Genomic DNA, 25785 nt, shown 5'->3' with positions numbered 1-25785 from the left:
TTGCGTAACCGAGCCGGCGCCCTTGTGGCGCCGGTTTCGTTTGTGCACTGCTCAGTGTGCGAATAGCAGACCCAGCAGCGCCATCAGTATGATCAGTGTCAGCCAGATCAGGGCGTTGGCTCGACTGGCGCGAACGATGGCTGCGCCGCGCGGGCGCAGCGGAGGATTGTCTTCCAGGTACTGGTCGACTCGCCGTTCGGCTTCGTCCGCTGAGAGTCCATGAGCATCGCGTAGCAAGGTGATGGCGGCTTGGCGTCGGTCGACGTGCAATAGCTGACGCACGTCTTCTGGTAGTTCCTGCATGGCATGAAGCCTGTTCGGGTGATGGGCCGGTTCTGCGACCTGGTTGGCGCTTTTGCCTGTGCGCGGTCGGCAGCTTTGCGCTTTAATGCGAACTCCTCTGTAGGGAAGCACTGGTGTTGGACATGGATGATCCTATCGCGATTCTCTTTTTTCTTGCCTGTCCACCTTCGTGTCGCCTGCTCGGGGCGGCGGCGGATGCCTGCGCGCGCGTCTGACGAACGATGTCACATTTATCACATGTAATGACTTTACGTTTTACATGTGAGGGTCTAGGCTGCGTTTCATGGACAGCAAATCATCCGCTCATTACCAGCGTCTTTACCGTCAGCGTCTGCGTGAGCAGGGGTTGGTCAAGAAGGAAGTCTGGATCTTGCCCGAGCATGCGCCGCTGTTGCTCGCGCTCGAGCGCAAACTGCGCCAGCCACAGTCGCTGCTGGCTTCGATGGAAAAGGAGGAGGGTATGAACATGCCTCAGGTTTGGACTGCCAAGGCGCTGCACGAAGCCCTGGCGGCAACGGAACTGTTCCAGAGCGGCCAGGCTGGCATCGAGCTGATCGACGGCGCCGACGCCAGCCTGCATATCAGCATGCGCGAATACGGCGATCTGCCGCTGTTCGTCGCCGTGTTCGGCGAGCAGATCATCGTCGAGGCGCTGCTCTGGCCGGCCAGCGACGTGCGCGATGCCGCTGCGTTCAACGAAGAAGTGCTGCGCACCCACAAGCTGTTCCCGCTGTCGTCCATCGGCCTGGAAAAAATGGCCGACGGGCGCGACTGCTACACCATGTTTGGCGCGCTGAGTTCGTCCTCGAGCCTGTCCGACGTGGTGTTCGAGATCGAACTGCTGGCGGACAACGTGATCAAGGCCACCGAAGCCTACGAAGGCTTCCTCAAGTCTGGCGCCTGAGAGGAGAAACGCGATGAATGTCTGGAGCAAATTGCTGACCGCGCTGCGTGGCGGCGCCAACGAGATGGGGGAGGCTGTGGTCGATAGCCAGGCCCTGCGCATCCTCGATCAGGAAATCCGCGACGCCGATGTCGAGCTGCGCAAGTCCAAGGAAGCGCTGGCCGAGATCATGGCCAAGCACAAGTTGGCCAGCGACAAGGTGGCCAAGAGCGCGGCGAGCATCGCCGAGTACGAACAGTACGCCCTCAAGGCCCTGGAAGCCGGCAACGAGACCCTGGCCAAGGAGGTGGCCGAGAAGATCGCCAATCTGGAAGTCGAGCAGGCCAGCGAGCGCGAGCAGGCCGAAGGTTTCGCCGCCAGCGTGGCGCAACTGCGCAAGGCCGTGAGCCAGGCCGAGGGCAATATCAAACGCCTCAAGCAGCAGGTGGATACGGTCAAGGCCACCGAAAGCGTGCAGAAGGCGCAGATGGCCGTGGCGCAGCGCTACGGTGGCTCCCAGGCCAAACTGCAGACCGCGGTGGAGTCGCTTGAGCGCATCAAGCAGCAGCAGGCCGAGCGTGCGGCGAAGATGGAGGCTTCGGCCGAACTGGCCGCTACCAGCGCGCCGGACGATTCGCTGGAAGCCAAGCTGCGTGCCGCCGGCATCAAGGCCGACAACGCCAGCGCCGACAGCGTGCTGGCACGCCTGAAGGACAAGTCCAAGGCTTGATCCTGGTGTGAAAGACATGGGGCGTTCGCGCCCCGTTTCCCTGGTTCGGGAAAGGAAAAAATGGAACTCTTCCTGCAGACTTCGCTGTCATTCCCTACCGTCATCTACAGCTTCCTGCTGTGCGTGGCGGTCATCTACTGGCTGGTGGTCGCCGCCGGCCTGCTCGAGGTCGATCTGCTCGACATCGAGGCCGATTCGGTGATGGAAGGCAGCGGCCAGACCGAAGGCCTCGCCGGCCTGCTGTACAAGTTCAAGCTCGACGGCGTGCCGGTCACCCTGGTGCTGACGCTGTTGTTCTTCTTCGCCTGGTTCATCTGTTACTTCATCGAGCTGTGGCTACTGCGCCATCTGCCGCTGGGCATTCTGCGCTACCCGCTGGGGCTGGTGGTCATCGCCGGCGCCCTGGTCGTTGCTGCGCCGCTGTGCGCGGCGATCTGCCGGCCGCTACGGCCGTTGTTCCACAAGGTGGAGGCGATCAGCAGCAAGTCGGTGCTGGGCCAGGTGGCAGTGGTGCGCAGTGGTCGCGTCACCGCCAGCCATGGCGAGGCCGTGCTGGAGGATGGCGGCGCCGGGTTGATCCTGCGCGTGCGCGCCGACGAGGCATTGGGCTTCAAGCGTGGCGACCGCGTGGTACTGCTGGAGTACCTGGCGGCCGAGCACGCCTATCGCATCATTACCGAAGAAGAGTTTCGCGGCGTCTAGCCGACAATCCCCACGTAACAGAGGGCTGGCAGCCTAGGCGTGGCCGAATCTGCCTGCACAATTCGCAAAGGAGTGAAGCTGTAATGGAAAACCTCATCCCCTTCATCATCGGGGCCGGGCTGGTCGTCCTCTTCCTGGTCGCCCTGATCGCCCTGTTCAAGGCCTTCTACATCAAGGTTCCGCAGGGCACCGCGCTGATCGTCAATGACATGAGCTCGACGCCCAAGGTGCACTTCACCGGTTCCCTGGTGTATCCGGTGATCCACCTCAAGGAGTTCATGAAGATCTCCCTGATCACCCTGGAAGTGGACCGTCGTGGCAAGGATGGTCTGATCTGCCGCGACAACCTGCGTGCCGACATCACCGTGGCCTTCTACCTGCGCGTCAACGAGACCCAGGAGGACGTGCTCAAGGTGGCCAAGGCCATCGGTGTGGATCGAGCCTCCGACCGTGGTGCGGTGAACGAGCTGTTCAACGCCAAGTTCTCCGAGGCCCTGAAGACCGTCGGCAAGCAGTTCGACTTCGTCCAGCTATTCGAGAATCGGCAGGACTTCCGCGACCGCATCGTCGAGGTCATCGGTAACGACCTCAACGGTTACGTGCTGGAAGACGTGGCCATCGACTACCTGGAGCAGACCTCCAAGGCTTCGCTGGATCCGAGCAACATCCTCGACGCCGAGGGTATCCGCAAGATCACCGAGCTGACCGCTGCGCAGAACGTCATCACCAACGAACTGGAGCGCAACGAAGAGCTGGCGATCAAGAAGAAGAACGTCGAGACCCGCGAGGCCACCCTGGCCCTGGAGCGCCAGCAGGCCGACGCCGAGGCGCGGCAGAAGCGCGAGATCGAGACCATCCGCGCCCGCGAGGAAGCGGAAACCCTCAAGGTGCGCGAAGAAGAGCGCCTGAAGGCCGAACAGGCGCGTATCCAGACCCAGCAGGAGCTGGACATCCGCGCCGAGAACCACCAGCGCGAAGTGGAAGTGGCGCAGCAGAACCGCCAGCGTGCCGTGGTCATCGAGGTGGAGAAGGTCACCCGCGCCAAGGATCTGGAAGTGGTCGCCCGCGAGCGCGAGGTCGAGCTGCAGCGCATCGAGAAGGAAAAGGCGCTGGAAGAAGAGCGCAAGAATATCGCTGGGGTGATCCGCGAGCGGGTGGCGGTGGAAAAGACCGTGGCGCAGGAAGAAGAACGCATCAAGGAAGTGCGCGAGGTTTCCGAGGCCGAGCGCCTCAAGCAGGTCGCCGTGCTCAATGCCCAGGCCGAAGCCGAGCAGGAGCTGGTGCGCCAGGTCAAGCAGGCCGAGGCCGACGAGACTCGCTCCAAGCACAAGGCCGTGGAAATCAACAATCTGGCCCAGGCCGAGCTGGAGGCTGCAGCCAAAAGCGCCGAGGCCAAGAAGAAACTGGCCGAAGGCATCGAAGCTGAGCGCGCTGCGCCCGGTCTGGCCGACGCCAAGGTACGTGAAGTCACCGCTGCGGCGAAGGAGAAGGAAGGCCTGGCCGAAGCTCGCGTGGAAGCCGAGCGCCTGATTGCCGAAGCCAAAGGCGAGCAGGAAAAGGGGCTGGCCGAAGCCCGTGTGCTGGAAGCCCAGGCGGCTGCCAAGGAAAAGGATGGTCTGGCCGAAGCCAAGGTGCTGGAAGAAAAACTCAGCGCCCAGGCGCGCGGCGAAGAACAACTGGGCCTGGCCAAGGCCAAGGCGACCAAGGAACAGGGTTCAGCAGAAGCCTCGATCCTGCTGGAGCGCCTGAGCGCCGAAGCCGAAGGTCTGGGCAAGAAGTTCGGCGCGCTGGACTCGCTCAGCGACACTGCCCGCGCCCACGAAGAGTTCCGCATGCAACTGGAGAAGAGCTTCGAGGAGGCCATGGCCGCCATCGCCGCCAACAAGGACATCGCCAAGGACCAGGCCGAGGTGCTGGCCGCCGCCATGGCCAAGGCGAAGATCGAGATCGTCGGCGGCGAGGGCGACTTCTTCAACTCCTTCGCCAAGTCGCTGTCGGTGGGCAAGGCCATCGAAGGTGTGGTCGGCAAGAGCCCGGTGGTGCAGGACGTGATCTCCCGCCTGCTGGCTGGCAAGGCAGCGCCCGCCGCGCCGGTGGTCGCGCCGAGCGCCGGTTCGGAGCAGGCCTGAGCGACCTGCCTGTAGGGTGGACAACGCGTAGCTTGTCCACCGCTCTGCGTCGCCAATGGTGGACAAAAAGAGCGTTGTCCACCCTACCGGCCACAGCATGCCGAGCCTTGTGGGAGGGGCTTCAGCCGCGAACCTCCCACGCATTTTCCAGCCCCCTTGCCTGGCTGACCGGGCGAGGGGGCTCGATGCCGAATATCCAGGAAGAACACGATGTCGGACGCACAAGCACAGGATGTATTGGACAAGGCCGTCGCCGAGGGCGGCGCCTATGAGGTGTTGCACAAGCGCCTGCAGGAGCAGGGCCAGCGCCTGCGTGCGCTGACCGAAGCACTCAACGGCCAGCGCCTGGCCGAGTTCGGCAGCAGCGCCATGGAGGCCATTGGCCGAGTGCGCATCCGCACCGAGAACAACTGCATTGCTCGCGATATCGTCCAGGTCGGTGACTGCCTGCTGTTCGGCTACAACGTGTTCATCGGCCTGAAGAAGGAAACCAGCGTCGCCGACGTGTTCTCCCTCTACCGCCTGGTCGAGGGCGCCGAGGGCTATGAGGCCGAGCCGGTGCCGCTGGAGGGTTCGTTCCTGTCTCAGGCCAGTTTCGTCGCCGACTTCAACGAGCTGTACACCTACTACAAGAACACCCGTCTGCTGCAACTGGCCATCCGTGATGGCAAGCTGCTGGCGAGCTTCCAGATCGGCGAGCGGGTCAGCGACATCCGCGTGTTCCGCTGGTCGATCTCGGTCGATGGGCGCGAAGTGCGCTACATCGACAACCGTGGTGAGCGCGATATCGCGCTGCCGGCGCCGTTCGACTTCGAGTGGCAGAAGACCACCCGCGAGATGGTGGTCATGGGCCGCCATCCGCACCTGAACATCCTCGATACCGTTTTCGTCGAGACCGTTGGCGGCGATCTGACCATCAAGGTGGAGAACAACACCCAGGATGGCCTGGGCATCTACCGCGAGTCGGTGGTGGACAAGACCCAGTCGCTGGACGACGCGCAGATCGAATATGCCCGTCTGGGCAGCCTGATACTGCTGAAGATCCTGCCGTACCGCGAGGAGCAGTGGCGCTACCTGGTGTTCAACAGCCTGACCAGCAAGGTCGAGCGCATCGATGCCATCGGCCTGGCCTGCGTGCAGCTACCGGAAGACCACGGCATCATCTTCCCCGGTGGCTACTACCTGCAGAGCGGTGAGTACAAGACATTCGAGCAGCCCATGGGCGGCATGCGCTTCAAGCGCTCGGTGCGTTCGCCCAACGGCGAGGACGTGCAGTACATCTTCTACCACCCGGAAGAAGGCCGCGCGGCGCTGTTCACCTACAACATGATCAACCGCCAGTTGCACAACCCGATCTTCGGCCACGGCTACGCGCGCCTGGAAGACGGGCGCATGGTGATCTTCTCCGCCGAGGGCAGCGAGCCGACCCGCATCCACCCGATGCAGATCTGGCAGACGCCGTTCGAGAGCGACGACTACGCCGCCCGCCAGCCGACGCGCAGCGGCTTCTTCGGGCGTATCGGCAATGCCGAGCTGGTGCGTGGCGTGTCCGACCTGCTCAACCTCAGCCGCGAGATCGACAGCCGCGAAGTGTCGGTGGCGCGCTACACCCAGCTGTGCCAGAACACTCGCCGTCTGTTCGACCTCTACCACTGGCTGGGCGACGCCCAGTGCGCCGAGCTGGCGCCGCTGCTGCGCGAGATCGCCGCTACCGGCGAGTTGGTGCTCGATGAGTTCGAGAAGGTCGAGAGCATTCGCCAGCAGTCCGCCCGCGCCATGGCCGAGGCCGAAACGCGGCAGAAGACTCTGCTCTCCGGCCTGCTGGTGGACAGTTGGGACGAGGTGCAGCACTTCGTCGAAGCGCTCAACGCGATCAATGCCCAACGCGGCCAGTTGCTGACCATCCGTGACTACCGCTACATCGACGTGGCGCGCATCGACGCCATGGAAGCCGAACTGCTGGAAGCGCAGGAGCGCGTGGCCACCGCCACCTCCGCCTTCCTCGCCAGCGACGCCGCGCTGCAACCCTACGTGCAGCGCCTCGGTGAGCTGGACGGCCTGGCGCAGAAGGCCGAAAGCGTCACCCAGCTAAACGAGCCGCTGGCCGAGATGCAGGCCATGGCCGGCAATCTGGACATGCTCTCCAGCCTGATGGCCTCGTTGAAGATCGACGATGCCACCCAGCGCACCGCCATCGTCGAGTCGATTTCCGAGGTTTACGCCCACCTCAACCAGGCCAAGGCGCGTGCCGAACAGCGGCGCAAGGGCCTTGGCTCGGCCGAGACCGTGGCGCAGTTCGGCGCCCAGTTCAAACTGTTCAGCCAGGGCATCACCAACGCCCTGGCGCTGGCGCAAGACCCGGAGAAGTGCGACGAGCAGTTGTCGCGCCTGCTGGTGCAGCTCGAAGAGCTGGAAAGTCAGTTTGGCGATCACGAGGAGTTCCTCAGCGACATCCTCGGCAAGCGCGAAGAGCTGCTGGAGACCTTCGAGTCGCACAAGCAGAGCTTGCTCGACGACCGCCAGCGCCGCGCCCAGGGTGTGCTCGATGCTGCCCAGCGGATTCTCGACAGCCTGGGCCGGCGCACCGCGCGCCTGACCCAGATGGAGGAGCTCAACGCCTTCTTCGCCGCCGACCCGCTGATTCTCAAGCTGCGCGAGATGGCCGAGCGCCTACGCGAGCTGAAAGACAGCGTCAAGGCCGATGACGTCGAGGCGCGCCTCAAGGCCGCCCGTGACCAGGCGGTGCGCGCCCTGCGCGACAAGAGCGAGCTGTTCGAGGAGGGCGGCAACGTCATCAAGCTCGGCCCGCGCCATCGCTTCAGCGTCAACACCCAGGAGCTCGACCTGACCCTGATGCCGCGCGGTGATCAGCTCTATCTGCACCTGACCGGCACCGATTTCCTCGAACCGTTGCATGACGAGACGCTGGAAGGCCTGCGCGACTACTGGCAGGTGTCGCTGGAGTCCGAGTCGCCTGCGCTGTACCGCGCCGAATACCTCGCCGGCCTGGTGCTCGACGCCGCCGTGGCCGGCCGTGAAGGTCTGAGCCTGGATCTGCTCAAGACCCACCTGGCGCAGCCGGAAACCCTGACCAGGCTGATTCGTGACTTCGCCGCACCGCGCTACAAGGATGCCTTTGAAAAGGGCATCCACGATCATGATGCGGCGCTGATCCTCAGCCAGTTGCTGCCGCTGCGCGAAAGCGCCGGGCTGCTGCGTTACGCGCCGGCGGCGAGGGGCTTCGCCGCGCTGTTCTGGAACCGCTGGGGGCAGGACATCGAGGCCGAGCTGTGGCCGGAGCGGGCGCGCAGCAGCCTGCACCTGCGGCAGTTGTTCGGCAGCGAGGATGGCGTGCAGCGCCTGCGCGAAGAGATCGACGCGGCCATGCAGCGTTTTCTCGGCCTGCATCCGTTACCGGTGGGTGCGGCGCAGCGCCAGGCGGCTGCGGCCTATCTGGTGGAGGAGTTGGCAGCCAAGCCGGTCGAATTCAGCTTCAGCAAGTACGCCCGGCAACTGCTCGACAGCCTGCAGCAACGCATGCAGGCCAGCCATGTCTGGGACGACTACCGCGCCGCGCTGGACAACCTGCGTGGCCGCCCGGTGCAGCGCTGGTCGCTGGCGCAGACCTGGTTCGACGGCCTGTGTGCGCAGGACGCCGCCATGGCCGAGCTGGCCGACTACGTTCCCGAGGCGATTGCGGTGAGCCTGCTGGATGACGAATTCCCGCGGCGTTTCACCGAGGTCGATCTGCGTTTCACCGTCAGCGGCCTGCTCGGCGATCATCCGCGACTGCAGAATGGCAGCCTGGTGCTGGCCATCGACGATTACTTCGCGCGCCTGCAGCAGCACCTGGATCACTTCGTACCGCAGTTGCAGCGCTACCAGGCGCTGCGCCAGGAGGTGATCAACCGTGAGCGCCAGGCCCTGCGCCTGTCCGAATTCAAGCCGCGGCCGCTGTCGTCCTTCGTGCGTAACAAGCTGATCAACGACGTGTACCTGGGCTTTATCGGCGACAACCTGGCCAAGCAGATGGGCACCGCCGGCGAGAACAAGCGCACCGACCTGATGGGCCTGCTGATGCTGATTTCGCCGCCCGGCTACGGCAAGACCACACTGATGGAATACGTGGCGCACCGCCTGGGCCTGATCTTCATGAAGATCAACGGCCCCGCTCTCGGCCATGAAGTGCGCTCCATCGACCCGGCGCAGGCGCCGGACGCCACCTCGCGCCAGGAGCTGGAAAAGCTCAACCTGGCGCTGGAGATGGGCAACAACGTGATGCTCTATGTCGACGACATCCAGCACACCCACCCCGAGTTCCTGCAGAAATTCATCTCGCTCTGTGACGGCACGCGGCGCATCGAAGGCGTGTGGAAGGGCAAGACCAAGACCTACGACATGCGCGGCAAGAAGTTCTGCGTGGTGATGAGCGGCAACCCGTACACCGAGTCCGGCGATGTGTTCAAGATCCCCGACATGCTCGCCAACCGCGCCGACATCTACAACCTCGGCGACACCTTGGGCGGCATGCAGGAAGCCTTCGCGCTGAGCTACATCGAGAACAGCCTGACCTCCAACCCGGTGCTGGCGCCCTTGGCCACCCGCGATATGGCCGATGTCTATCGTTTCGTCGCCAAGGCCGAGGGCAAGCCGTTCTCGGCCAACGAGCTGAGCCACACCTACAGCGCCGCCGAGATCAACGAGATCACCTCGACCCTGCAGCGCCTGATGCAGATTCGCGATGTGGTCGGCCGGGTCAACCAGCAGTACATCGTCAGCGCCGCGCAGGCCGACAGCTACCGTACCGAGCCGCCGTTCAAGCTGCAGGGCAGCTACCGCAACATGAACAAGATGGCCGAGAAGATCAGTGCGGTGATGAACGACGCCGAGCTGCTGCAACTGATCGCCGACCACTACCAGGGTGAGTCGCAACTGCTCACCACCGGTGCCGAGGAGAACCTGCTCAAGCTCGCCGAGCTGCGCGGCAACATGACGCCCGAGCAGGCCGAACGCTGGGCGCAGATCAAGCGCGACTTCATGCGCAACAAGGCCATGGGCGGCAGCGATACGGACGTTGGCGGCCGCGTGGTGGCGCAGCTCAATGATCTGGTCGAGAGCGTGCGTGGCCTGGGGGCCGGCGGCAAGCCGGCCAGCGAGGCGCCGAGCATTCCCTGGGAGCAATTGCTGGCTGGATTGGACAACCTCGGCAAGCTGCGACCACAGGTGGAGGTGGTTGCGCCGCCGCAGCCGGGTACGCAAAAATTGCTCGAAAGCCTGGCCGATAGCCTGGAGAACAGCTTCCTGCCGCTGATCAAGGCGATGGACAAGAAAATCGACATCGATTTGCGTACCCACAACCGCATGCTGGAAATCTCCACCCAATTGCGTGATCTCGGCACGCTGCTCGGCCAGGAGCAGCGCAGCGATGCCGCGGACGACGAGGCGCCGTGAGGCGAGGTTGGCTGATCGAGCTACGTCCGCTGCTGCTGATCAGCGGCGCGATGCTGCTGGTGCAGCTGGTCAATGGCGCCCTTGGCGGCGCCTTGAACGTCTGGGGGCTGGTGCCCCGGCATATCGAGGCGCTGCCGGGCATTCTTCTCGCCCCCTGGCTGCATGGCAGTTGGGCGCATCTGCTCAGCAACCTCAGTGGCTTGCTGGTGCTCGGCAGCCTGGTGCTGCTGCGCTCGCGTCGTGATTTCTTCTTCGCCAGCGCCTTCATCATCATTGGTAGCGGGGCGCTGGTCTGGCTGTTCGGCCGCACCGGCCTGCACGTCGGGGCCAGTGGCTGGCTGTTCGGTTTCTGGGGGCTGCTGCTGGCGCGGGCCTGGTTCGAGCGCAGCCTGCTCGACCTGCTGCTGGCGGTGCTGGTGTTCTTCCTCTACGGCGGCTGGTTCTTCGGCCTGCTGCCGCGTGCCGGCGTTTCTTTTGAATACCACCTGGCGGGGGCTTGCTGTGGCGTTCTCTATGCCGCCTTGTCTCGCCGTCGCCGCAATTATCGATAAAAGGGATTTTCCATGGACTTCAACCGCCTCGACCAGCAACTGCGTGACAGCCTCGCCGATCTGCGCCTGAGCAACGAGGAGCGCGACGAGCTGCGCCAACTGGGTAGTGAACTGAGCAGCGATCAGGTGCGCTTCATGCGCAACCGCGCGTTTGGCCTTGCTCGCGAGCTGATGCGCGAGCCTGAGAACGTCGAGCCAGCGCTGAAATGGCTGGAGCAAGTCATCAAGACCCTCGACAGCGTTGGCAGCGCGCCACGCGTCGAGCATGCCACGGCGCACTTCAGCCCCGGTGAGAGCTGCCGGCGCAAGATCCGCGAGCTGTGCCGCCAGGCGCGCAAGAGTGTGGAGATCTGCGTCTACACCATCTCCGATGATCAGCTCAGCGAGGAAGTTCTCGCCTGCCATCAACGCGGCATCGCCGTGCGGGTGATCACCGACAACGAAAAACAGTTCGATGTCGGCAGCGATATCCAGTGGTTGCGCGACAAGGGCGTGCCGCTGCGCATCGACGCCGGCCCCTTTCACATGCACCACAAGTTCGCCCTGTTCGACGGCCGTCTGCTGCTCAACGGCAGCTTCAACTGGACGCGCAGTGCCAGCACCAGCAACGAGGAAAACCTCTTGGTCATCGACCACCCGCAACTGGTGGCGGCCTACAGTCGTGAGTTCGAGTCGCTCTGGGCGCGTTATGCAGGCAACTGAGTAAAACCTGGCTTGTGACTTAGCGGCGTTGCTCAACCGAGATGGTTCGGTCGCCAGAGGGCGCGAAAGCTGATTGCCACACTGCTTTGAACTGACGGTTGTGGCTATCTGCCATAATCTCGAATCGCATCATGCCTTGATCGAGTTCCATTGATGTTCCAGTTTCACCTGCCCTCGCTGCTGGTCGCCAATACCTCGGTCATCACCTTGTGTGGCCTGCTTCTGCTGTTCAGTTGGCTGCGAGGCCGCGAGCAGCGCTTGCTGCTGTGGGCAGGCATCATGCTGCTGCTGGCCAGCGCGGGACTGATCCTCAATGCCTTGCGTGGCATGGGAATGGACTGGCTGCCGGTCATCGTTGGCAACATGCTGCTGTTGCTCTGTGGCGCGATGAACTGGACCGCCATGCGCCTGTTCTGTGGGCGCAGCCCCCGTTATGCATGGGTGCTTGCCGGTGCTCTACTGTGGTTGGCGGCTTGCTTCTGGCCGCCGTTCCAGAGCCTGCAGGCTCGTGTGTTGTTCAATACCTTGCTGATGGGGGCGTACCTGCTGGCTGCGCTGCTGGAATTGTGGCGAGCACGTTCGCAGCTGGATGTTTCGCCACTCCCCGCCATGATCCTGATCGCTTTTCACCTCGCCTTCATGACCATGCGGGCACTGTTGAGCTTCGATGAGTCGGCAGGTGCGCTACAGAACAGCCCACTGTTCGGTTATCTGTTGATCGAAAGCTTGCTCTACGCGGTGGGCATGGCCTTCGTCATGCTGTCGATGGTCAAGGAGCGTGCCGAGCAGGGGCTGCGCCTGGCGGCCTATCGTGACGTGCTGACCGGTGTCGCCAATCGGCGTGGATTTCTCGAAAGTGGTGAGCGCCTGTTGGCGCTGTGCCGGCGCCAGCAACGGCCGCTGGCGCTGTTGCTGTTCGACCTCGACCATTTCAAACGGATCAACGATGGCTTCGGTCATGCCGCCGGGGATCAGGTGCTGGTCGACTTTGCCAAGCTGGTGCAGGGCCAGATGCGCAAGGAAGACATCTTCGCGCGGATTGGCGGTGAGGAGTTCGCTTGCCTGATCGTGGCTGATCGGCAGCAGGCCATGACGATGGCGGAACGCATTCGCGCTGACTTCTTTACCCTCGAAAGCAACGGCCTGACGCGCAGCGTCAGCATTGGCGTCTCTTTCTGTGCGGATGCTGAGTGTGATCTGCAATGGCTGCTGGCGCAGGCCGATCAGGCCCTGTACAGCGCCAAGCATCAGGGGCGCAACCGCGTGCGGTGCCTGCCGACCGGCGATTGGCTGCTGGTAGCAGAGCCGGCGCGTTAGCCCCACGGCATGGCGCTGTTTCCTTGACAGGCTTGGTGATCTTGGCGTACGCCTTTGTCAGACCATCGAAGACGCCGGGGGGCTCATGACGCTGCGCAATGCCGTTCAACTGATCACCTATCCCGACCGCCTGGGGCGTAACCTGGGGGAACTTTACCAATTCCTCGATCGGCACCTGGGCGATGCCTTGGGCGGCGTGCATATCCTGCCGCTGTACCCCTCCAACGCCGATGGTGGCTTCTCGCCGCTCACCCATATGGAGGTGGATCCACGCTACGGCGACTGGGCGGATGTCGAGCGGATCTCCGCGCGTTTCGACCTGTGCGTCGACCTGGTGATCAGCCATATCGCCGACGAGTCGCCGGAGTTCCTGGACTTCCTCGCCCATGGCCAGAATTCGCGCTATGCGGATCTCTTCGTGCAGGTCGACAGCCTTGGCGAGATCACTCACGACGACCTGGCCAAGATCCATATCCGCAAGGAAAAGGAACCGTTTCGCGAGGTGCGTCTGGCCAGTGGCGAGACCTGTCGGGTCTGGTGCACCTTCACCGAGCGGCAGATAGACCTCAATTACGATTCGCCGCAGACCTACCAGTTGATGGAGCAGTACATGGCCTTTCTCGCCGCGCGCGGGGTCAAGCTGTTCCGTCTGGATGCCTTCGGTTACACCACCAAGCGTATCGGTACCAGTTGCTTCCTGGTGGAGCCGAACGTTTACCGCATCCTCGAGTGGTTCCGCGAAACCGGGGCCAAGTACGATGCCGAGATGATGCCGGAAGTGCATGATCACATCAGCTACCAGTACGCCATCTCGCGGCGGCAGATGCGCCCCTACGGTTTCGCTCTACCGCCGCTGGTGCTGCATGCCTTGCTCAGTGGCAGCAGCCGCTACCTGAAGAACTGGCTGCGCATGTGCCCGCGCAACCAGGTCACCGTGCTCGATACCCATGACGGCATCTGCATCCCGGATGTTGAAGGCATGCTGCCCGAGGCGCAGATTCAGTACCTGATCGACGAAGTCTCGACCCGCAGCGCCGACCCCATCCTGCGTCGCTCGGCGGTGAACGTGCACAGCGTCGGCGCCATCTACCAACTCACCTGCACCTTCTACGAGGCCTTGATGCGCAATGACGAGGCCTATATCGCTGCCCGCGCCATCCAGTTCTTCGTGCCCGGTATCCCCCAGGTGTACTACGTCGGCCTGCTGTGCGGCTGCAACGACTTCGACCTGCTCGAGCAGACCGGCGAGGCGCGTGACGTCAATCGCCATTACTACAGCCTGGAGGAGGCCGAGCAGGCCTTGCAGCAGCCGCTGGTGCAGCGCCTGCTGGCGCTGATGCGCTTTCGTTGCCAGCACCCGGCCTTCGAGGGGCGCTTCGAGCTGAACTATTCGACGGATGATCAACTGCTGCTGGCCTGGCGCCATGGTGAGCATTACTGCCGCCTGCACCTCGATCTGAACAGCCTACAGGCGATCATCGATTACACCGACGAGCAGTTGCGGATCACCCGCATGACCTGTTGATGGTCGGCGGGGCCATGCTTTCGCGGTAGACTGGCGTTCTTTCGACCAGCCAAGAAGCCCGCCATGGCCCTGCCATCGACCACCTACAAGATCGAACTGAACCTCACCGACATGGATCGCAGCGTCTACGAGAACCTGCGCTTCACCGTCGCCCGCCACCCCTCGGAAACCGAAGAGCGCCTGGCCGCGCGGTTGATCGCCTATGCACTGTTCTATCACGAGCAACTGGCCTTCGGTCGTGGCCTGTCGGACGTCGACGAACCGGCGCTGTGGGAAAAGAGCCTGGACGATCGCGTGTTGCACTGGATCGAAGTCGGTCAGCCCGATAGCGAGCGCATCACCTGGTGCTCGCGGCGTACCGAAAAGTTCAGCCTGGTGGCCTATGGCAACCTGCGCGTGTGGCAGGGCAAGTGCCTCGACCCGGTGCGCAGCCTGAAGAACATCAACGTGGTCGCTCTGGGCCAGGAGGCGCTGGCCGACCTGGCGCTGGACATGCCGCGTTCGCTGTCCTGGAGCGTGATGATCAGCGATGGCGAGCTGTTCGTCACCGACGAGCGTGGCCAGCATGAAATCCCGCTGGAGTGGTTGGCTGGCCAGCGTTGAAACCGTAGCCGGATGCAGTTCCCTCTCCCCTCGGGGAGAGGGCTAGGGAGAGGGGGATTTCGGCGGCTCGGTGTTGCTGGATTGGCCCTCTCCCCAGCCCCTCTCCCATAAATGGGAGAGGGGAGAAAAAACCGTACCATCTTGAAAAAGCGACACCTCGCCCATGCGTATCGAAGCCCGTCCCCTACCTGCACAACTGCCTGACCTGGGCAACCTGCCGCCGCTGCTCACCCGTCTCTACGCCGCCCGTGGCGTGCAGTCCGCCGAGGAACTGGACAAGGGCCTGGCACGGCTGATCCCGTACCAGCAGCTCAAGGGTATCGATGCAGCGGTCGAACTGCTGGTCGAGGCGCTGGCGCAGCGCCAGCGCATCCTGATCGTCGGTGACTTCGACGCTGACGGCGCCACGGCCAGTACGGTCGGTGTGCTCGGTCTGCGCCTGCTTGGTGCGGCGCATGTCGACTATCTGGTGCCGAATCGCTTCGAGTACGGCTATGGCCTGACGCCGGAAATCGTCGCCGTGGCGCTGCAGCGCCAGCCCGATCTGTTGCTGACCGTGGACAACGGCATCTCCAGCGTCGATGGCGTAGCCGCAGCCAAGGCCGCCGGGCTCAAGGTGCTGGTCACCGATCACCATCTGCCGGGGCCGGAACTGCCGGCCGCCGATGCCATCGTCAATCCCAACCAGCCGGGCTGTAGCTTCCCCAGCAAGGCCATGGCAGGCGTCGGGGTGATGTTCTACGTGCTGCTGGCATTGCGTGCGCGCCTGCGTGAAAGCGGCTGGTTCGCCAGCCGTGCGGAGCCGAATCTGGGTGAGCTGCTCGATCTGGTGGCCTTGGGCAGCGTGGCCGACGTGGTGCCGCTGGATGCCAACAACCGCATCCTGGTGCACCAGGGCCTGGCGCGCATTCGTGCCGGGCGGGCGCGGCCGGGCCTGCGGGCGATCCTCGAAGTGGCCGGACGCGATCATCGGCGCATCACCTCCACCGACCTGGGCTTTATCCTCGGCCCACGACTGAACGCGGCCGGGCGCCTGGACGACATGAGCCTGGGGATCGAATGCCTGCTCTGCGACGACGAGGCCCTGGCCCGCGACATGGCGGTGCAACTCGACCAGCTCAATCAGGATCGCAAGGCCATCGAGCAGGGCATGCAGCGCGAGGCGCTGGCCCAGCTCAAGGATCTGTCCCTGGACGACATGCCGTTCGGCCTGTGCCTGTTCGAGCCGGACTGGCATCAGGGGGTGATCGGCATTCTCGCCTCGCGTCTGAAGGAGCGTTACCACCGCCCGGCCATCGCTTTCGCCGACGCCGGTGAGGGCATGCTCAAGGGCTCTGCGCGTTCGGTGCCGGGGCTGCATATTCGTGATGCTTTGGACGCCGTGGCCGCAAGGCATCCGGGGCTGATCAGCAAGTTCGGCGGGCATGCCATGGCCGCAGGCCTGTCGCTGCCGCAGGCCAACTTCGGCGCCTTCGCCGCCGCCTTCGACGCCGAAGTGCGCCGTCAGCTCAGCGAGGACGACCTGACCGGGCGCCTGCTCTCCGATGGCCAGCTCGACGCCACCGAATTCCATCTGGAACTGGCCCGTGCCCTGCGCAATGCCGGGCCCTGGGGCCAGCATTTCCCCGAGCCGCTGTTCCATGGTGTGTTCCAGGTCGTCAATCAGCGCATCGTCGGCGAACGCCATCTGAAGCTGGTACTCAAGACCGAATGCGGCAGCGTGCAGCTCGATGGCATCGCCTTCAACATCGACCGCGAGGTCTGGCCCAATCCCACGCTGCGCTGGGCCGAACTGGCCTACAAGCTCGACCTCAACGAGTTCCGTGGCAACGAGAGCGTGCAGTTGATGGTGGCGCATATCGCTCCACGCTGAGTCCGCTGCCGATCCGCGCGCAATATCCTGACGCAATCTCGAACCGACGTCAGCGTGGCTTCGCAGTAGATTCAGGGCTTTCAACTCTCGGAGAGCCTCCATGAACACGCGCGGCCTGCTCGACCAATTATTGAAATCCGGCCAAGACATGCTGCAGCAGCAGGGCGGTGGTGCTTCCTCGTCCGGCCTGGGTGGCGCCTTGGGCGGTCTGCTTGGGGGCAAGTCCGGCAAGGGCGGTGGCAGCGATCTCGGCTCGATGCTCAAGGGCGCCGGTGGTGGTGCGGCGCTGGCCATGCTGCTGGGCAACAAGCGGGTACGCAAGGTCGGTGGCAAGGTGGCGATCTATGGCGGCCTGGCCGCGCTGGGCGTGCTGGCCTACAAGGCCTACGGCAACTGGCAGGCGCAACAGGCCCAGCAGGGTGGCACGCAGCCGGTCGAACCGCAGACCCTGGATCGTTTGCCGGCGCCGCAGGCCGAGCAACACAGCCATGCGATTCTCAAGGCGCTGGTGGCTGCGGCCAAGGCCGACGGCCATGTCGACGAGCGTGAGCGGCAATTGATCGAGGAGGAGCTGGGCAAGCTGGCGCAGGATGCCGAGCTGCAGGCCTGGCTGCATGCCGAGCTGAACAAGCCACTGGATCCGGCCGACGTCGCGCGCGCCGCCAGCACGCCGGAAATGGCCGCGGAAATGTACCTGGCCAGCGTGCTGATGGTGGACGAGGAGCACTTCATGGAGCGCGCCTACCTGGAAGAGCTGGCGCGCCAGCTACAGCTACCGCCAGCGCTCAAGGGTGAGCTGGAGGCGCAGGTGCGAGCCGAGCTGCAGCACGTCTGAGAGCTGTGCTCTCAGACCAAAAGATCATTCATCCTCGCGCTGTGCTTGTTTTAGGCTGTGGGCCAACGACAAGAACGACACGCGAGGATGCCCATGTCGCAAGCACCCCTGGATGCCTATGACTACCTGATCGTCGGCGCCGGCCCCGCCGGTTGCCTGCTGGCCAACCGGCTTTCCGCCGACCCGGGCGTCAGCGTGCTGCTGATCGAGGCAGGCGGGCGCGACAACTACCCCTGGATTCACATTCCCGTCGGTTACCTCTACTGCATCGGCAACCCGCGCACGGACTGGTGCTATGCCACCGAGGCCGATCCCGGCCTGCACGGGCGCAGCCTCAAGTACCCGCGTGGTCGCGTGCTCGGCGGCTGCTCGTCGATCAACGGCATGATCTACATGCGCGGCCAGGCTGCCGACTACGATGCCTGGGCCGCAGCGGGCAATCCGGGGTGGGCCTGGAACGAGGTGCTGCCGCTGTTCAAACGCACGGAGGATCACTTCGCCGGCAACAGTGCGCTGCACGGCGGCGATGGCGAGTGGCGGGTGGAGCGTCAGCGCCTGTCCTGGGAGATTCTCGAAGCCTTTCGCGAGGCTGCGGCGCAGAGCGGTATCGCCAGCATCGAGGACTTCAACGGCGGCGACAACGAAGGCTGCAGCTACTTCCAGGTCAATCAGAAAGGCGGTGTGCGCTGGAATGCCTCCAAGGCCTTTCTGCGTGGCATTCGCCAGCGCCCGAACCTGCACGTGCTGACGGATGCCGAGGCCGAGCGGGTGGAGCTGGATGCAGCCAGGGCGCAGGCCTTGTCGCTGCGCTGGCAGGGGCGCCAGGTGCGCGTGGCGGCGCGCCGTGAAGTGTTGCTGTGCGCCGGTGCCATCGGTTCGCCCGCGTTGTTGCAACGCTCCGGCATCGGCCCGCGGCCCTTGCTCGAGCGGCTTGGTATCGGGGTGAAGCACGAACTGCCTGGTGTCGGCGAGAACCTGCAGGATCATTTGCAGCTACGCCTGATCTATCGGGTCGAGGGGGTGAAGACGCTCAACCGCATCGCCGCCACGCCCTGGGGCAAGCTGGGCATGGGGCTGGAATACCTGCTCAAGCGTAGCGGCCCGTTGTCCATGGCGCCCAGCCAGCTTGGCGCCTTCGCCAAGTCCGATCCTGGCCAGGCGCGCGCCAATCTGCAGTATCACGTGCAGCCGCTGTCGCTGGATCGTTTCGGCGAGCCGCTGCACGATTTCCCGGCTTTCACCGCCTCGGTATGCAACCTGCGCCCATACAGCCGGGGGCGTGTCGAGATCGCTTCGGCGCAGCTCGAGGATGCGCCCCGTATCAGCCCGCATTACCTGAGCGATGCCCGCGACCTGCAGGTGGCGGCCGCTGCCATTCGCCTGACCCGGCGCATCGTCGCTGCACCGGCACTGGCACCTTACCGGCCGCAGGAATACAAGCCGGGGGCGGGCTACGACAGCGAAGAGGATTTGCAGCGTGCGGCGGGGGAGATCGGCACCACCATCTTCCATCCTGCCGGCACCTGCGCCATGGGGCAGGGGCGTGACGCCGTGGTCGATGCGCGCCTGCGCGTGCACGGCATCGGCGGCTTGCGTGTGGTCGATGCCTCGATCATGCCGACCATCGTTTCCGGCAATACCTGCTCGCCGGTGCTGATGATCGCCGAGAAGGCCGCGCAGATGATCGTGGCCGACGCCCCGGGATCATGAGATCGTGATCGCGCCGTCCTGGAACTGGGCGCGGTTGCGCCCTTCCTGTTTGGCCCGATAGAGGGCCTGGTCGGCCAGCTCCAGCGCCTCGCCGAGGTCGGCGTGATCCAGCGGCCAGATGGCACCGCCGATGCTGCAGCCGATGCGCACTTGGCCCTCTTCCAGTTGCACGGGCTGGCCGAGGCTAGCGATGGCGCGTTCGGCCACCTGGCGCGCCTGCTGGCGGGCATCCGCCTCGTTGACCAGCATGATCATGAGGAATTCGTCACCGCCCAGGCGTGCCACCATGTCGCCGTCGCGCAGGTTGCTCTTGAGACGTTGTGCCAGCTCACGCAACAGGTGGTCGCCGGCGCTGTGACCATAGGTATCATTGATCGGCTTGAAGTCATCGAGATCGAGGTAGAGCAGGGTCAGGCACTGCTGCTGCGCCTGACAACGTTGCTGCGCCCGGGGCAGGTACTTCTCCAGGGCCACACGGTTTGGCAGGCCAGTCAGCGGGTCGTGGTGGGCCAGGGTTTCCATGGCGCCGAGAGCGCGTTTCTGCAGGGTCAGGCTTTCCACCAGATGGCGGATGGACTGGCTTAGCTGGGTGATCTCGCGGCTGCCCTGCATCTCTGGAATCTCGCTGACCTCGCCAGCGCTGAGGCGGTCGGCAGCCTCGGCGATCTCCTGCAGCGGCCGGGTGAAGTAACCGCTGATCAACCAGCCGAAGAAGGCGAAGGCCAGGGCCAGGGCACTGCCCCAGATGAGAATGTTCAGCAGCATACGCTGGGCGGGGGCATAGGCCTGCTCCACCGATTGCCGTGCCACCACCGTCCAGCCCAGGCCGGGATAGTCCTGATAACCCTGGCTGCGAGTCATGCCGGTGAGGTATTCGTTGCCGTCCGGCCAGCGTTGCACCGCCCATTGGCTGCTACCCGGTTGCAGGTCGGCGAGCTTGGGTAGCTCCAGGGGGTGGCCGAGCATCTCGCGTGGGCCGAGCAGTATCGAACCCTCCTTGCCGATGACGAAGAACTCGACGTTGCGCCGTTCCTGTATCGGTTCGAGCAGCGAGCGGCGCACCTCGTAGGCCCAAGCCCAGGACAGGTGCGAGGCCAGTATGCCGACCAGTTCGCCATTGCTGCCCTTGATCGGCAGGCTGATGTCGACGAACTTCATTGCCTCGCCCGAGGGGTTCGACAGCAACTTGGCCAGCAGTACCGCCTCGTGCACGTCGCCGATGAAGATGTTCTTCTGGGCCTCCAGGAAAACCGGGCGTTGCGCGACGCTGGCGCCTTCGAGCAGGCCGTTGCTGGAGGCCAGCACTGTGCCCTGAGGGTCGACGAAGCCAATCCAGGCGATGCTGGGTATCTCTTTCTGCAGATTGTCGAGCAACTGGCGGACTTCATCGAGATCGTCCGGTTGGCGCAGGGCCTGCAAGCTGCCCAGGACTCGTAGCACTGCCGCACGGCTGGCCATGTCACGGTCTAGGCGATCGGCCATGCTGTAGGACAGCTCGGCCAGGTTGCGGCCGGTATCCTCGCGAAACTGCTGGCTGCTGTATTGGCCGATCAATGTCCCCAGCATCCAGCTAAGGGCGCCCACCAGCAGGGCAATGACGAGGGCGAAGCGACTGCGCAGGCTGTAGGAGAGAGGCATCGAGACGATTCATCCGTAGGGAGCATGGGGCCAAGTATAGAGAGCCGCTGATCCCGCGTCTGGAGAATCCTTAGCGCAGGCGGGCTGCCAGGCGCGTTCGCGCTCAGGTATACTCTGCGGCTTTTCCGTCCGATTTGCCGCGAGTGCCTACTACCATGGAAATCAATCCGATCCTCAACGCCATCAAGGATCTGTCCGAACGCACCCAGACCATTCGGGGGTATCTTTGACTACGATCAAAAGCATGATCGTTTGGTCGAAGTAAACCGCGAGCTGGAAGACGCCAGCGTCTGGAACAAGCCAGAGTACGCGCAAGCCCTGGGCCGTGAGCGCGCCATGCTGGCGCAGATCGTCGAAACCATCGACGACCTCACCGGCAGCCTGAGTGACTCCCGCGACCTGTTGGAAATGGCTGCCGAAGAGAACGACGAAGGTGCGGTGAAGGATATCGTCGCCGAAGTCGAGCGCCTGCGCGAGATCCTCGAGAAGCTGGAATTCCGCCGCATGTTCAGCGGCGAGATGGATCCGAACAACTGCTATCTGGACATCCAGGCCGGCTCCGGCGGCACCGAGGCCCAGGACTGGGCCAACATCCTGCTGCGCATGTACCTGCGCTGGGCCGACAAGCGCGGCTTCAGTGCCGAGATCGTCGAACTGTCCGAGGGCGAAGTCGCCGGCATCAAGGGTGCCACCGTGCACATCAAGGGTGAGTACGCCTTCGGCTGGCTGCGCACCGAGATCGGCGTGCACCGCCTGGTGCGCAAGAGCCCGTTCGACTCTGGTGCTCGTCGCCACACCTCGTTCTCGGCGGTGTTCGTCTCTCCCGAGATCGACGACAAGGTGGAGATCGAGATCAACCCGTCCGACCTGCGCATCGACACCTACCGCTCCTCCGGTGCCGGTGGTCAGCACGTCAACACCACCGACTCGGCGGTGCGGATTACCCACGTGCCGACCAACACCGTGGTGGCCTGCCAGAACGAACGCTCCCAGCACGCCAACAAGGACACCGCCATGAAGATGCTGCGGGCCAAGTTGTACGAGCTGGAGATGCAGAAGCGCAACGCCGCCTCGCAGGCGCTGGAGGACAGCAAGTCGGACATCGGCTGGGGCCACCAGATCCGTTCCTACGTGCTCGATGACTCGCGTATCAAGGACCTGCGTACCGGCGTCGAGCGCAGCGACTGCCAGAAGGTGCTCGACGGCGACCTCGACGGCTACCTCGAAGCCAGCCTCAAGCAGGGGCTTTGAGAGCAGTCGCAAGCTTCAAGCTACAAGCCGCAAGTGAAGCGGATGAGCCTCTGAGGAGGCATTCGTTTCAACCTGCAGCGATCTTTCCAGAATGATGATTTGACCGGGACGACCCGCAATGAGCGACCAACAACTCGACCACAACGAACTGCAACAGGAAGAAAACAAGCTGATTGCCCAGCGCAAGGAAAAGCTTGCTGCCGTCCGTGAGCAGGGCATTGCCTTCCCCAACGATTTCCGCCGCGACAGCCTGTGCGCCGACCTGCAGAAACAGTACGAGGGCAAGAGCAAGGAAGAGCTGGAAGCCGCTGCCATCCCGGTGAAGATCGCCGGTCGCATCATGCTCAACCGTGGCGCCTTCATGGTGCTGCAGGACACCTCCGGTCGCCTGCAGGTCTATGTCGACCGCAAGGGCCTGCCGGCCGAAACCCTGGAAGCGATCAAGACCTGGGATCTGGGCGACATCATCGCCGCCGAAGGCACCCTGGCGCGCTCCGGCAAGGGCGACCTGTACGTGCACATGACCAACGTGCGTCTGCTGACCAAGTCGCTTCGCCCGCTGCCGGACAAGCACCACGGCCTCACCGACACCGAGCAGCGCTACCGCCAGCGCTACGTCGACCTGATCGTCAACGAGGAAACTCGCCACACCTTCCGAGTGCGCTCGCAGGTGATCGCCCACATCCGTCGTTTCCTCAACGAGCGCGGTTTCCTCGAGGTGGAAACGCCGATGCTGCAGACCATTCCCGGTGGCGCGGCGGCCAAGCCATTCGAGACTCACCACAATGCGCTGGACATGCCCATGTTCCTGCGTATCGCCCCGGAGCTGTACCTCAAGCGCCTGGTGGTTGGTGGCTTCGAGAAGGTCTTCGAGATCAACCGCAACTTCCGTAACGAAGGTGTTTCGACCCGGCACAACCCCGAGTTCACCATGCTCGAGTTCTACCAGGCCTACGCCGACTACCGCGACAACATGGACCTGACCGAGGAGCTGTTCCGCGAACTGGCCCTGGCCGTGCTGGGCAGCACCGACGTGCCCTATGGCGACAAGGTGTTCCACTTCGGTGAGCCGTTCGTGCGCCTGTCGGTGTACGACTCGATCCTCAAGTACAACCCGGACATCAGCGAAGCTGACCTGAACGACGTCGAGAAGGCCCGCGCCATCGCCAAGAAGGCCGGCGCCAAGGTGCTTGGCCACGAAGGCCTGGGCAAGCTGCAGGTGATGATTTTCGAGGAGCTGGTGGAGAGCAAGCTGGAGCAGCCGCACTTCATCACCGAGTATCCGTTCGAGGTCTCGCCGCTGGCCCGTCGCAACGACCAGAATCCGGCTGTGACCGACCGCTTCGAGCTGTTCATCGGTGGCCGCGAGATCGCCAACGCCTACTCCGAGCTCAACGATGCCGAAGACCAGGCCGAGCGCTTCCTCGCCCAGGTGGCGGAGAAGGATGCCGGTGACGACGAGGCCATGCACTACGACGCCGACTTCGTCCGTGCCCTGGAGTACGGCATGCCGCCCACCGCCGGTGAAGGCATCGGCATCGACCGCCTGGTGATGCTGCTGACCAACTCGCCATCGATCCGCGACGTCATCCTCTTCCCGCACATGCGCCCACAGGCTTGATGCCTTGGCAGGGGCTCACTGTGAACCCTGCTAATGATTCGTAGAAAAGAACGCCGCATCCGGTAACGGAGTGCGGCGTTTTTTTTCGGTTCTTCGCGGAATCTCGAGGAAATCAGTATTAACACCGGACTGGCAAGTTTGTGTGTTGGTTTCGGTGTTCTAGCTACTTATCAGTGTTTAGCTGATGCCTCCCGTTTCGCCCCCCGGCGACCTTCTTTTGTCAAACGCTACAAAAGAAGGCATGGGCTTTTGTCGGGCCGGCCATCCGGGGCAAAAGTGACTCGCCTGGGAGGGCGAAACAAAAAAAATCAACAAAAACGCGGCAATCCGGAACAAACACCCGAACAAACAACAAGCACTCACACAAAATTGCCAGTCCGGTGTCAACCAGGCATTCCCCCTGAAAATGCGATGAACCTTTTTCGGTGTTCGAGCGGCTTGTGGGGTTCGGCTGGCAGGTGACTTGCTCCTACACCTTGGTCGGTGCGCATCGGAGCACCTTTTATTCGCCTTTTAGCCGCTTTTTTCCGGTCAATTCCGGCCAAATTCAACATTCGCCATCAAAATAGCATCATTCCGCGCAGCGGAATCTTTTGGTCGTCCCGCTAAGCCATTACTCTCCAGGCATGATTTGTACCCAGAGGGTTGCCTTGTCGTGAACCATATACCGTTCCCCCCGAGTGCCGCCGAGGCGGCCAACGCAGTCGCAGAAAGCGTTCAGTACCAGGGTCGCAAGACCAGCCGCAAGGGCAGCGAGCAGCGCCGCCAGGCCATCCTCGACGCCTCCATGCGCATCATCGTCCGCGATGGCGTGCGCGCGGTGCGTCATCGTGCGGTGGCGAGCGAGGCGAATGTGCCGCTCTCGGCTACCACCTACTATTTCAAAGACATCAACGATCTCATTACCGACACCTTCGCCCAGTTCGTCGAACGTAGCGCAGAGTACATGGCCGAATTCTGGCAAAGCATGCAAGCCGTCGTGGTGGCACTGGCTGCTCGACTCGATGGCAGCGCCGAGGCTCGCCAGCAGGTGGTGGACGAACTTGCCGAACTCGCCATGCAGTACATCCACAACCAGTTGCAGGAGCGGCGCGAGCATCTGATCGCCGAACGAGCCTTTTTCCTCGAGTCACTGCTCAACCCACGTCTGTATGGCCTGGCGCAGGCGCATCGGTGGATACTTTTGCAGGGTGTCACGCACTTCTTTGAAATACTGGGCTCCAGTCAGCCGCAAGAGGATGGAGAACTGTTGACGGCCCTCATCCTGCAGATGGAGTATCGAGGCTTGCTCGAAGGTATCGAGCAACAGGACAGGCAGGCGATGCTGGCCATATTCAAACGTTATATCGATCTGGCTCTGGGGCGCTGACGCGGTCCTGCTGGGGCGGTGCACAAGGAGAGCGAAATGAAAGCCTGGCGCGTACTGGCCGCCTTGTCCTTTCTGTTGTTGAGTGGTTGCCTGGTCACCTTCAGGGAACCGATCCCGGCCAACGAGGCGGCGCCGATTCCTCTGCTGGGGCAGTGGACGCGCGAGGACGAATGGGGCGAACGGCTCTTTCTGGAAATTACCCGTGCTGGCGCCAATCTGTACGAGGCACGCCTGTACGAGGACAGCCCGGACAGCCTCGATAACCTCGAGCAGTTCGGCTTCACCGTGGCTCATCATGGCCGGCGCTGGTATCTTTCCGCCGGATTGCCCAAGAGCCTGGGCGCCAACTTCGCCATTGCCGGCTTCGAGTTGACCCGTGGCAACGAGCTAGTGATCTTCAACCTCGACAGCGAACACCTGCTCGCCGATATGCAGAAGGGCCTGCTGGAAGGCCACCCCATCGACATGCCGGAGGGAGAGGGCGTGCTGATCACCAGCCCGCTGGACAAGGTGCTGGCCTACCTCGATGACCCGGCTAATGCCGACCTGTTCGTCGAGGTGGCGCGTTATCAGCGGGTGGCCGAATAGGAAG

General features: G+C 63.5%; 20 protein-coding genes. 17 read left to right on the top strand and 3 right to left on the bottom strand.

Going from position 1 to position 25785, the window contains the following annotated elements; genetic code table 11:
- Nucleotides 1-51 precede the first annotated feature (51 nt).
- On the bottom strand, nucleotides 52-303 hold the full coding sequence (locus PVE35_RS19040; RefSeq protein ID WP_277372685.1) for a hypothetical protein: 252 nt from the start codon (nucleotides 301-303) through the stop codon (nucleotides 52-54).
- A 283-nt stretch (nucleotides 304-586) separates the two neighbouring features.
- Between PVE35_RS19040 and PVE35_RS19035 the strand changes: the two genes are divergently transcribed.
- The 7 genes from PVE35_RS19035 to PVE35_RS19005 all read left to right on the top strand — a co-directional run bounded on the left by PVE35_RS19035 (nucleotide 587) and on the right by PVE35_RS19005 (nucleotide 11451).
- On the top strand, nucleotides 587-1207 hold the full coding sequence (locus tag PVE35_RS19035; protein ID WP_268178690.1) for a YjfI family protein: 621 nt from the start codon (nucleotides 587-589) through the stop codon (nucleotides 1205-1207).
- Between the two features lie 13 nt (nucleotides 1208-1220).
- Nucleotides 1221-1916: a PspA/IM30 family protein gene (locus PVE35_RS19030; protein ID WP_268178689.1), complete on the top strand. Its 696-nt coding sequence runs from the start codon at nucleotides 1221-1223 to the stop codon at nucleotides 1914-1916.
- A gap of 60 nt (nucleotides 1917-1976) precedes the next feature.
- Nucleotides 1977-2618, top strand: a complete 642-nt coding sequence (locus PVE35_RS19025; RefSeq protein ID WP_268178687.1) for an OB-fold-containig protein — start codon at nucleotides 1977-1979, stop codon at nucleotides 2616-2618.
- A gap of 83 nt (nucleotides 2619-2701) precedes the next feature.
- On the top strand, nucleotides 2702-4747 hold the full coding sequence (locus PVE35_RS19020) for a flotillin family protein (protein WP_268178685.1): 2046 nt from the start codon (nucleotides 2702-2704) through the stop codon (nucleotides 4745-4747).
- Nucleotides 4748-4957: 210 nt separating this feature from the next.
- Complete coding sequence (locus PVE35_RS19015; RefSeq protein WP_277372684.1) at nucleotides 4958-10198, top strand: DNA repair ATPase; 5241 nt, start codon at nucleotides 4958-4960, stop codon at nucleotides 10196-10198.
- A complete protein-coding gene (locus PVE35_RS19010; protein ID WP_277372683.1) occupies nucleotides 10195-10749 on the top strand; it encodes a rhomboid family intramembrane serine protease in 555 nt (184 codons plus the stop codon). The genes PVE35_RS19015 and PVE35_RS19010 overlap by 4 nt, the downstream gene beginning before the upstream one ends.
- Before the next feature lie 12 nt (nucleotides 10750-10761).
- Nucleotides 10762-11451, top strand: coding sequence for a phospholipase D-like domain-containing protein (locus tag PVE35_RS19005; protein WP_268178680.1), 690 nt, complete (start codon nucleotides 10762-10764; stop codon nucleotides 11449-11451).
- Between the two features lie 19 nt (nucleotides 11452-11470).
- On the opposite strand, the gene PVE35_RS19000 is transcribed toward PVE35_RS19005, so the two are convergent.
- Complete coding sequence (locus PVE35_RS19000; protein ID WP_277372682.1) at nucleotides 11471-11602, bottom strand: hypothetical protein; 132 nt, start codon at nucleotides 11600-11602, stop codon at nucleotides 11471-11473.
- Between the two features lie 2 nt (nucleotides 11603-11604).
- Between PVE35_RS19000 and PVE35_RS18995 the strand changes: the two genes are divergently transcribed.
- The 6 genes from PVE35_RS18995 (at nucleotide 11605) to PVE35_RS18970 (ending at nucleotide 19314) form a co-directional block, all read left to right on the top strand.
- The gene (locus PVE35_RS18995) at nucleotides 11605-12768 is read left to right on the top strand and encodes a GGDEF domain-containing protein (RefSeq protein WP_277372681.1); all 1164 of its coding nucleotides are present in this window, start codon (nucleotides 11605-11607) and stop codon (nucleotides 12766-12768) included.
- Nucleotides 12769-12853: 85 nt separating this feature from the next.
- Nucleotides 12854-14293 (top strand): sucrose phosphorylase, encoded by a 1440-nt coding sequence (gtfA, locus tag PVE35_RS18990; protein WP_277372680.1) that lies wholly within the window; start codon nucleotides 12854-12856, stop codon nucleotides 14291-14293.
- Between the two features lie 63 nt (nucleotides 14294-14356).
- Nucleotides 14357-14896, top strand: a complete 540-nt coding sequence (locus PVE35_RS18985; RefSeq protein WP_268178675.1) for a YaeQ family protein — start codon at nucleotides 14357-14359, stop codon at nucleotides 14894-14896.
- A 163-nt stretch (nucleotides 14897-15059) separates the two neighbouring features.
- The gene (recJ, locus tag PVE35_RS18980; protein ID WP_277372679.1) at nucleotides 15060-16769 is read left to right on the top strand and encodes a single-stranded-DNA-specific exonuclease RecJ; all 1710 of its coding nucleotides are present in this window, start codon (nucleotides 15060-15062) and stop codon (nucleotides 16767-16769) included.
- A gap of 100 nt (nucleotides 16770-16869) precedes the next feature.
- Nucleotides 16870-17604, top strand: coding sequence for a tellurite resistance TerB family protein (locus PVE35_RS18975; protein WP_268178673.1), 735 nt, complete (start codon nucleotides 16870-16872; stop codon nucleotides 17602-17604).
- 93 nt (nucleotides 17605-17697) lie between these two features.
- Entirely contained in the window at nucleotides 17698-19314 is a 1617-nt protein-coding gene (locus PVE35_RS18970) for a GMC family oxidoreductase (RefSeq protein ID WP_277372678.1), read from the top strand.
- Here PVE35_RS18970 and PVE35_RS18965 read toward each other — a convergent pair.
- On the bottom strand, nucleotides 19309-20952 hold the full coding sequence (locus PVE35_RS18965; protein ID WP_277372677.1) for a GGDEF domain-containing protein: 1644 nt from the start codon (nucleotides 20950-20952) through the stop codon (nucleotides 19309-19311). The genes PVE35_RS18970 and PVE35_RS18965 overlap by 6 nt on opposite strands.
- Nucleotides 20953-21107: 155 nt before the next feature.
- Between PVE35_RS18965 and prfB the strand changes: the two genes are divergently transcribed.
- From prfB to PVE35_RS18945, 4 genes are all read left to right on the top strand, one after another.
- Nucleotides 21108-22203 (top strand): peptide chain release factor 2 gene (gene prfB / locus PVE35_RS18960; RefSeq protein WP_268178670.1). Its coding sequence is split into 2 segments (ribosomal slippage): nucleotides 21108-21179 and nucleotides 21181-22203, totalling 1095 coding nucleotides; the frame shifts between segments, so codons are not numbered across the junction.
- Between the two features lie 118 nt (nucleotides 22204-22321).
- The gene (lysS, locus tag PVE35_RS18955) at nucleotides 22322-23824 is read left to right on the top strand and encodes a lysine--tRNA ligase (protein ID WP_277372676.1); all 1503 of its coding nucleotides are present in this window, start codon (nucleotides 22322-22324) and stop codon (nucleotides 23822-23824) included.
- A 655-nt stretch (nucleotides 23825-24479) separates the two neighbouring features.
- Entirely contained in the window at nucleotides 24480-25193 is a 714-nt protein-coding gene (locus PVE35_RS18950) for a TetR family transcriptional regulator (RefSeq protein ID WP_268184367.1), read from the top strand.
- Nucleotides 25194-25229: 36 nt separating this feature from the next.
- Nucleotides 25230-25781 carry a hypothetical protein gene (locus PVE35_RS18945; RefSeq protein ID WP_277372675.1) on the top strand — a complete coding sequence of 184 codons (552 nt, stop codon included), beginning with the start codon at nucleotides 25230-25232 and terminating at the stop codon, nucleotides 25779-25781.
- Nucleotides 25782-25785 lie beyond the last annotated feature (4 nt).

Source organism: Pseudomonas sp. AA-38 (genome assembly GCF_029457475.1).
GTDB lineage: Bacteria > Pseudomonadota > Gammaproteobacteria > Pseudomonadales > Pseudomonadaceae > Aquipseudomonas.
The sequence above is the reverse complement of the archived record's forward strand: the minus strand, read 5'-3'. Positions and strand labels throughout refer to the sequence as shown.

Excerpts from the sequence above, each read along its gene's own strand:
- PVE35_RS19040 (WP_277372685.1), bottom strand. The coding sequence starts at position 303 with ATGCAGGAACTACCAGAAGACGTGCGTCAGCTATTGCACGTCGACCGA.
- PVE35_RS19035 (WP_268178690.1), top strand. The coding sequence starts at position 587 with ATGGACAGCAAATCATCCGCTCATTACCAGCGTCTTTACCGTCAGCGT.
- PVE35_RS19030 (WP_268178689.1), top strand. The coding sequence starts at position 1,221 with ATGAATGTCTGGAGCAAATTGCTGACCGCGCTGCGTGGCGGCGCCAAC.
- PVE35_RS19025 (WP_268178687.1), top strand. The coding sequence starts at position 1,977 with ATGGAACTCTTCCTGCAGACTTCGCTGTCATTCCCTACCGTCATCTAC.
- PVE35_RS19020 (WP_268178685.1), top strand. The coding sequence starts at position 2,702 with ATGGAAAACCTCATCCCCTTCATCATCGGGGCCGGGCTGGTCGTCCTC.
- PVE35_RS19015 (WP_277372684.1), top strand. The coding sequence starts at position 4,958 with ATGTCGGACGCACAAGCACAGGATGTATTGGACAAGGCCGTCGCCGAG.
- PVE35_RS19005 (WP_268178680.1), top strand. The coding sequence starts at position 10,762 with ATGGACTTCAACCGCCTCGACCAGCAACTGCGTGACAGCCTCGCCGAT.
- PVE35_RS19000 (WP_277372682.1), bottom strand. The coding sequence starts at position 11,602 with ATGGAACTCGATCAAGGCATGATGCGATTCGAGATTATGGCAGATAGC.
- PVE35_RS18995 (WP_277372681.1), top strand. The coding sequence starts at position 11,605 with ATGTTCCAGTTTCACCTGCCCTCGCTGCTGGTCGCCAATACCTCGGTC.
- gtfA (WP_277372680.1), top strand. The coding sequence starts at position 12,854 with ATGACGCTGCGCAATGCCGTTCAACTGATCACCTATCCCGACCGCCTG.
- PVE35_RS18985 (WP_268178675.1), top strand. The coding sequence starts at position 14,357 with ATGGCCCTGCCATCGACCACCTACAAGATCGAACTGAACCTCACCGAC.
- recJ (WP_277372679.1), top strand. The coding sequence starts at position 15,060 with ATGCGTATCGAAGCCCGTCCCCTACCTGCACAACTGCCTGACCTGGGC.
- PVE35_RS18975 (WP_268178673.1), top strand. The coding sequence starts at position 16,870 with ATGAACACGCGCGGCCTGCTCGACCAATTATTGAAATCCGGCCAAGAC.
- PVE35_RS18970 (WP_277372678.1), top strand. The coding sequence starts at position 17,698 with ATGTCGCAAGCACCCCTGGATGCCTATGACTACCTGATCGTCGGCGCC.
- PVE35_RS18965 (WP_277372677.1), bottom strand. The coding sequence starts at position 20,952 with ATGCCTCTCTCCTACAGCCTGCGCAGTCGCTTCGCCCTCGTCATTGCC.
- lysS (WP_277372676.1), top strand. The coding sequence starts at position 22,322 with ATGAGCGACCAACAACTCGACCACAACGAACTGCAACAGGAAGAAAAC.
- PVE35_RS18945 (WP_277372675.1), top strand. The coding sequence starts at position 25,230 with ATGAAAGCCTGGCGCGTACTGGCCGCCTTGTCCTTTCTGTTGTTGAGT.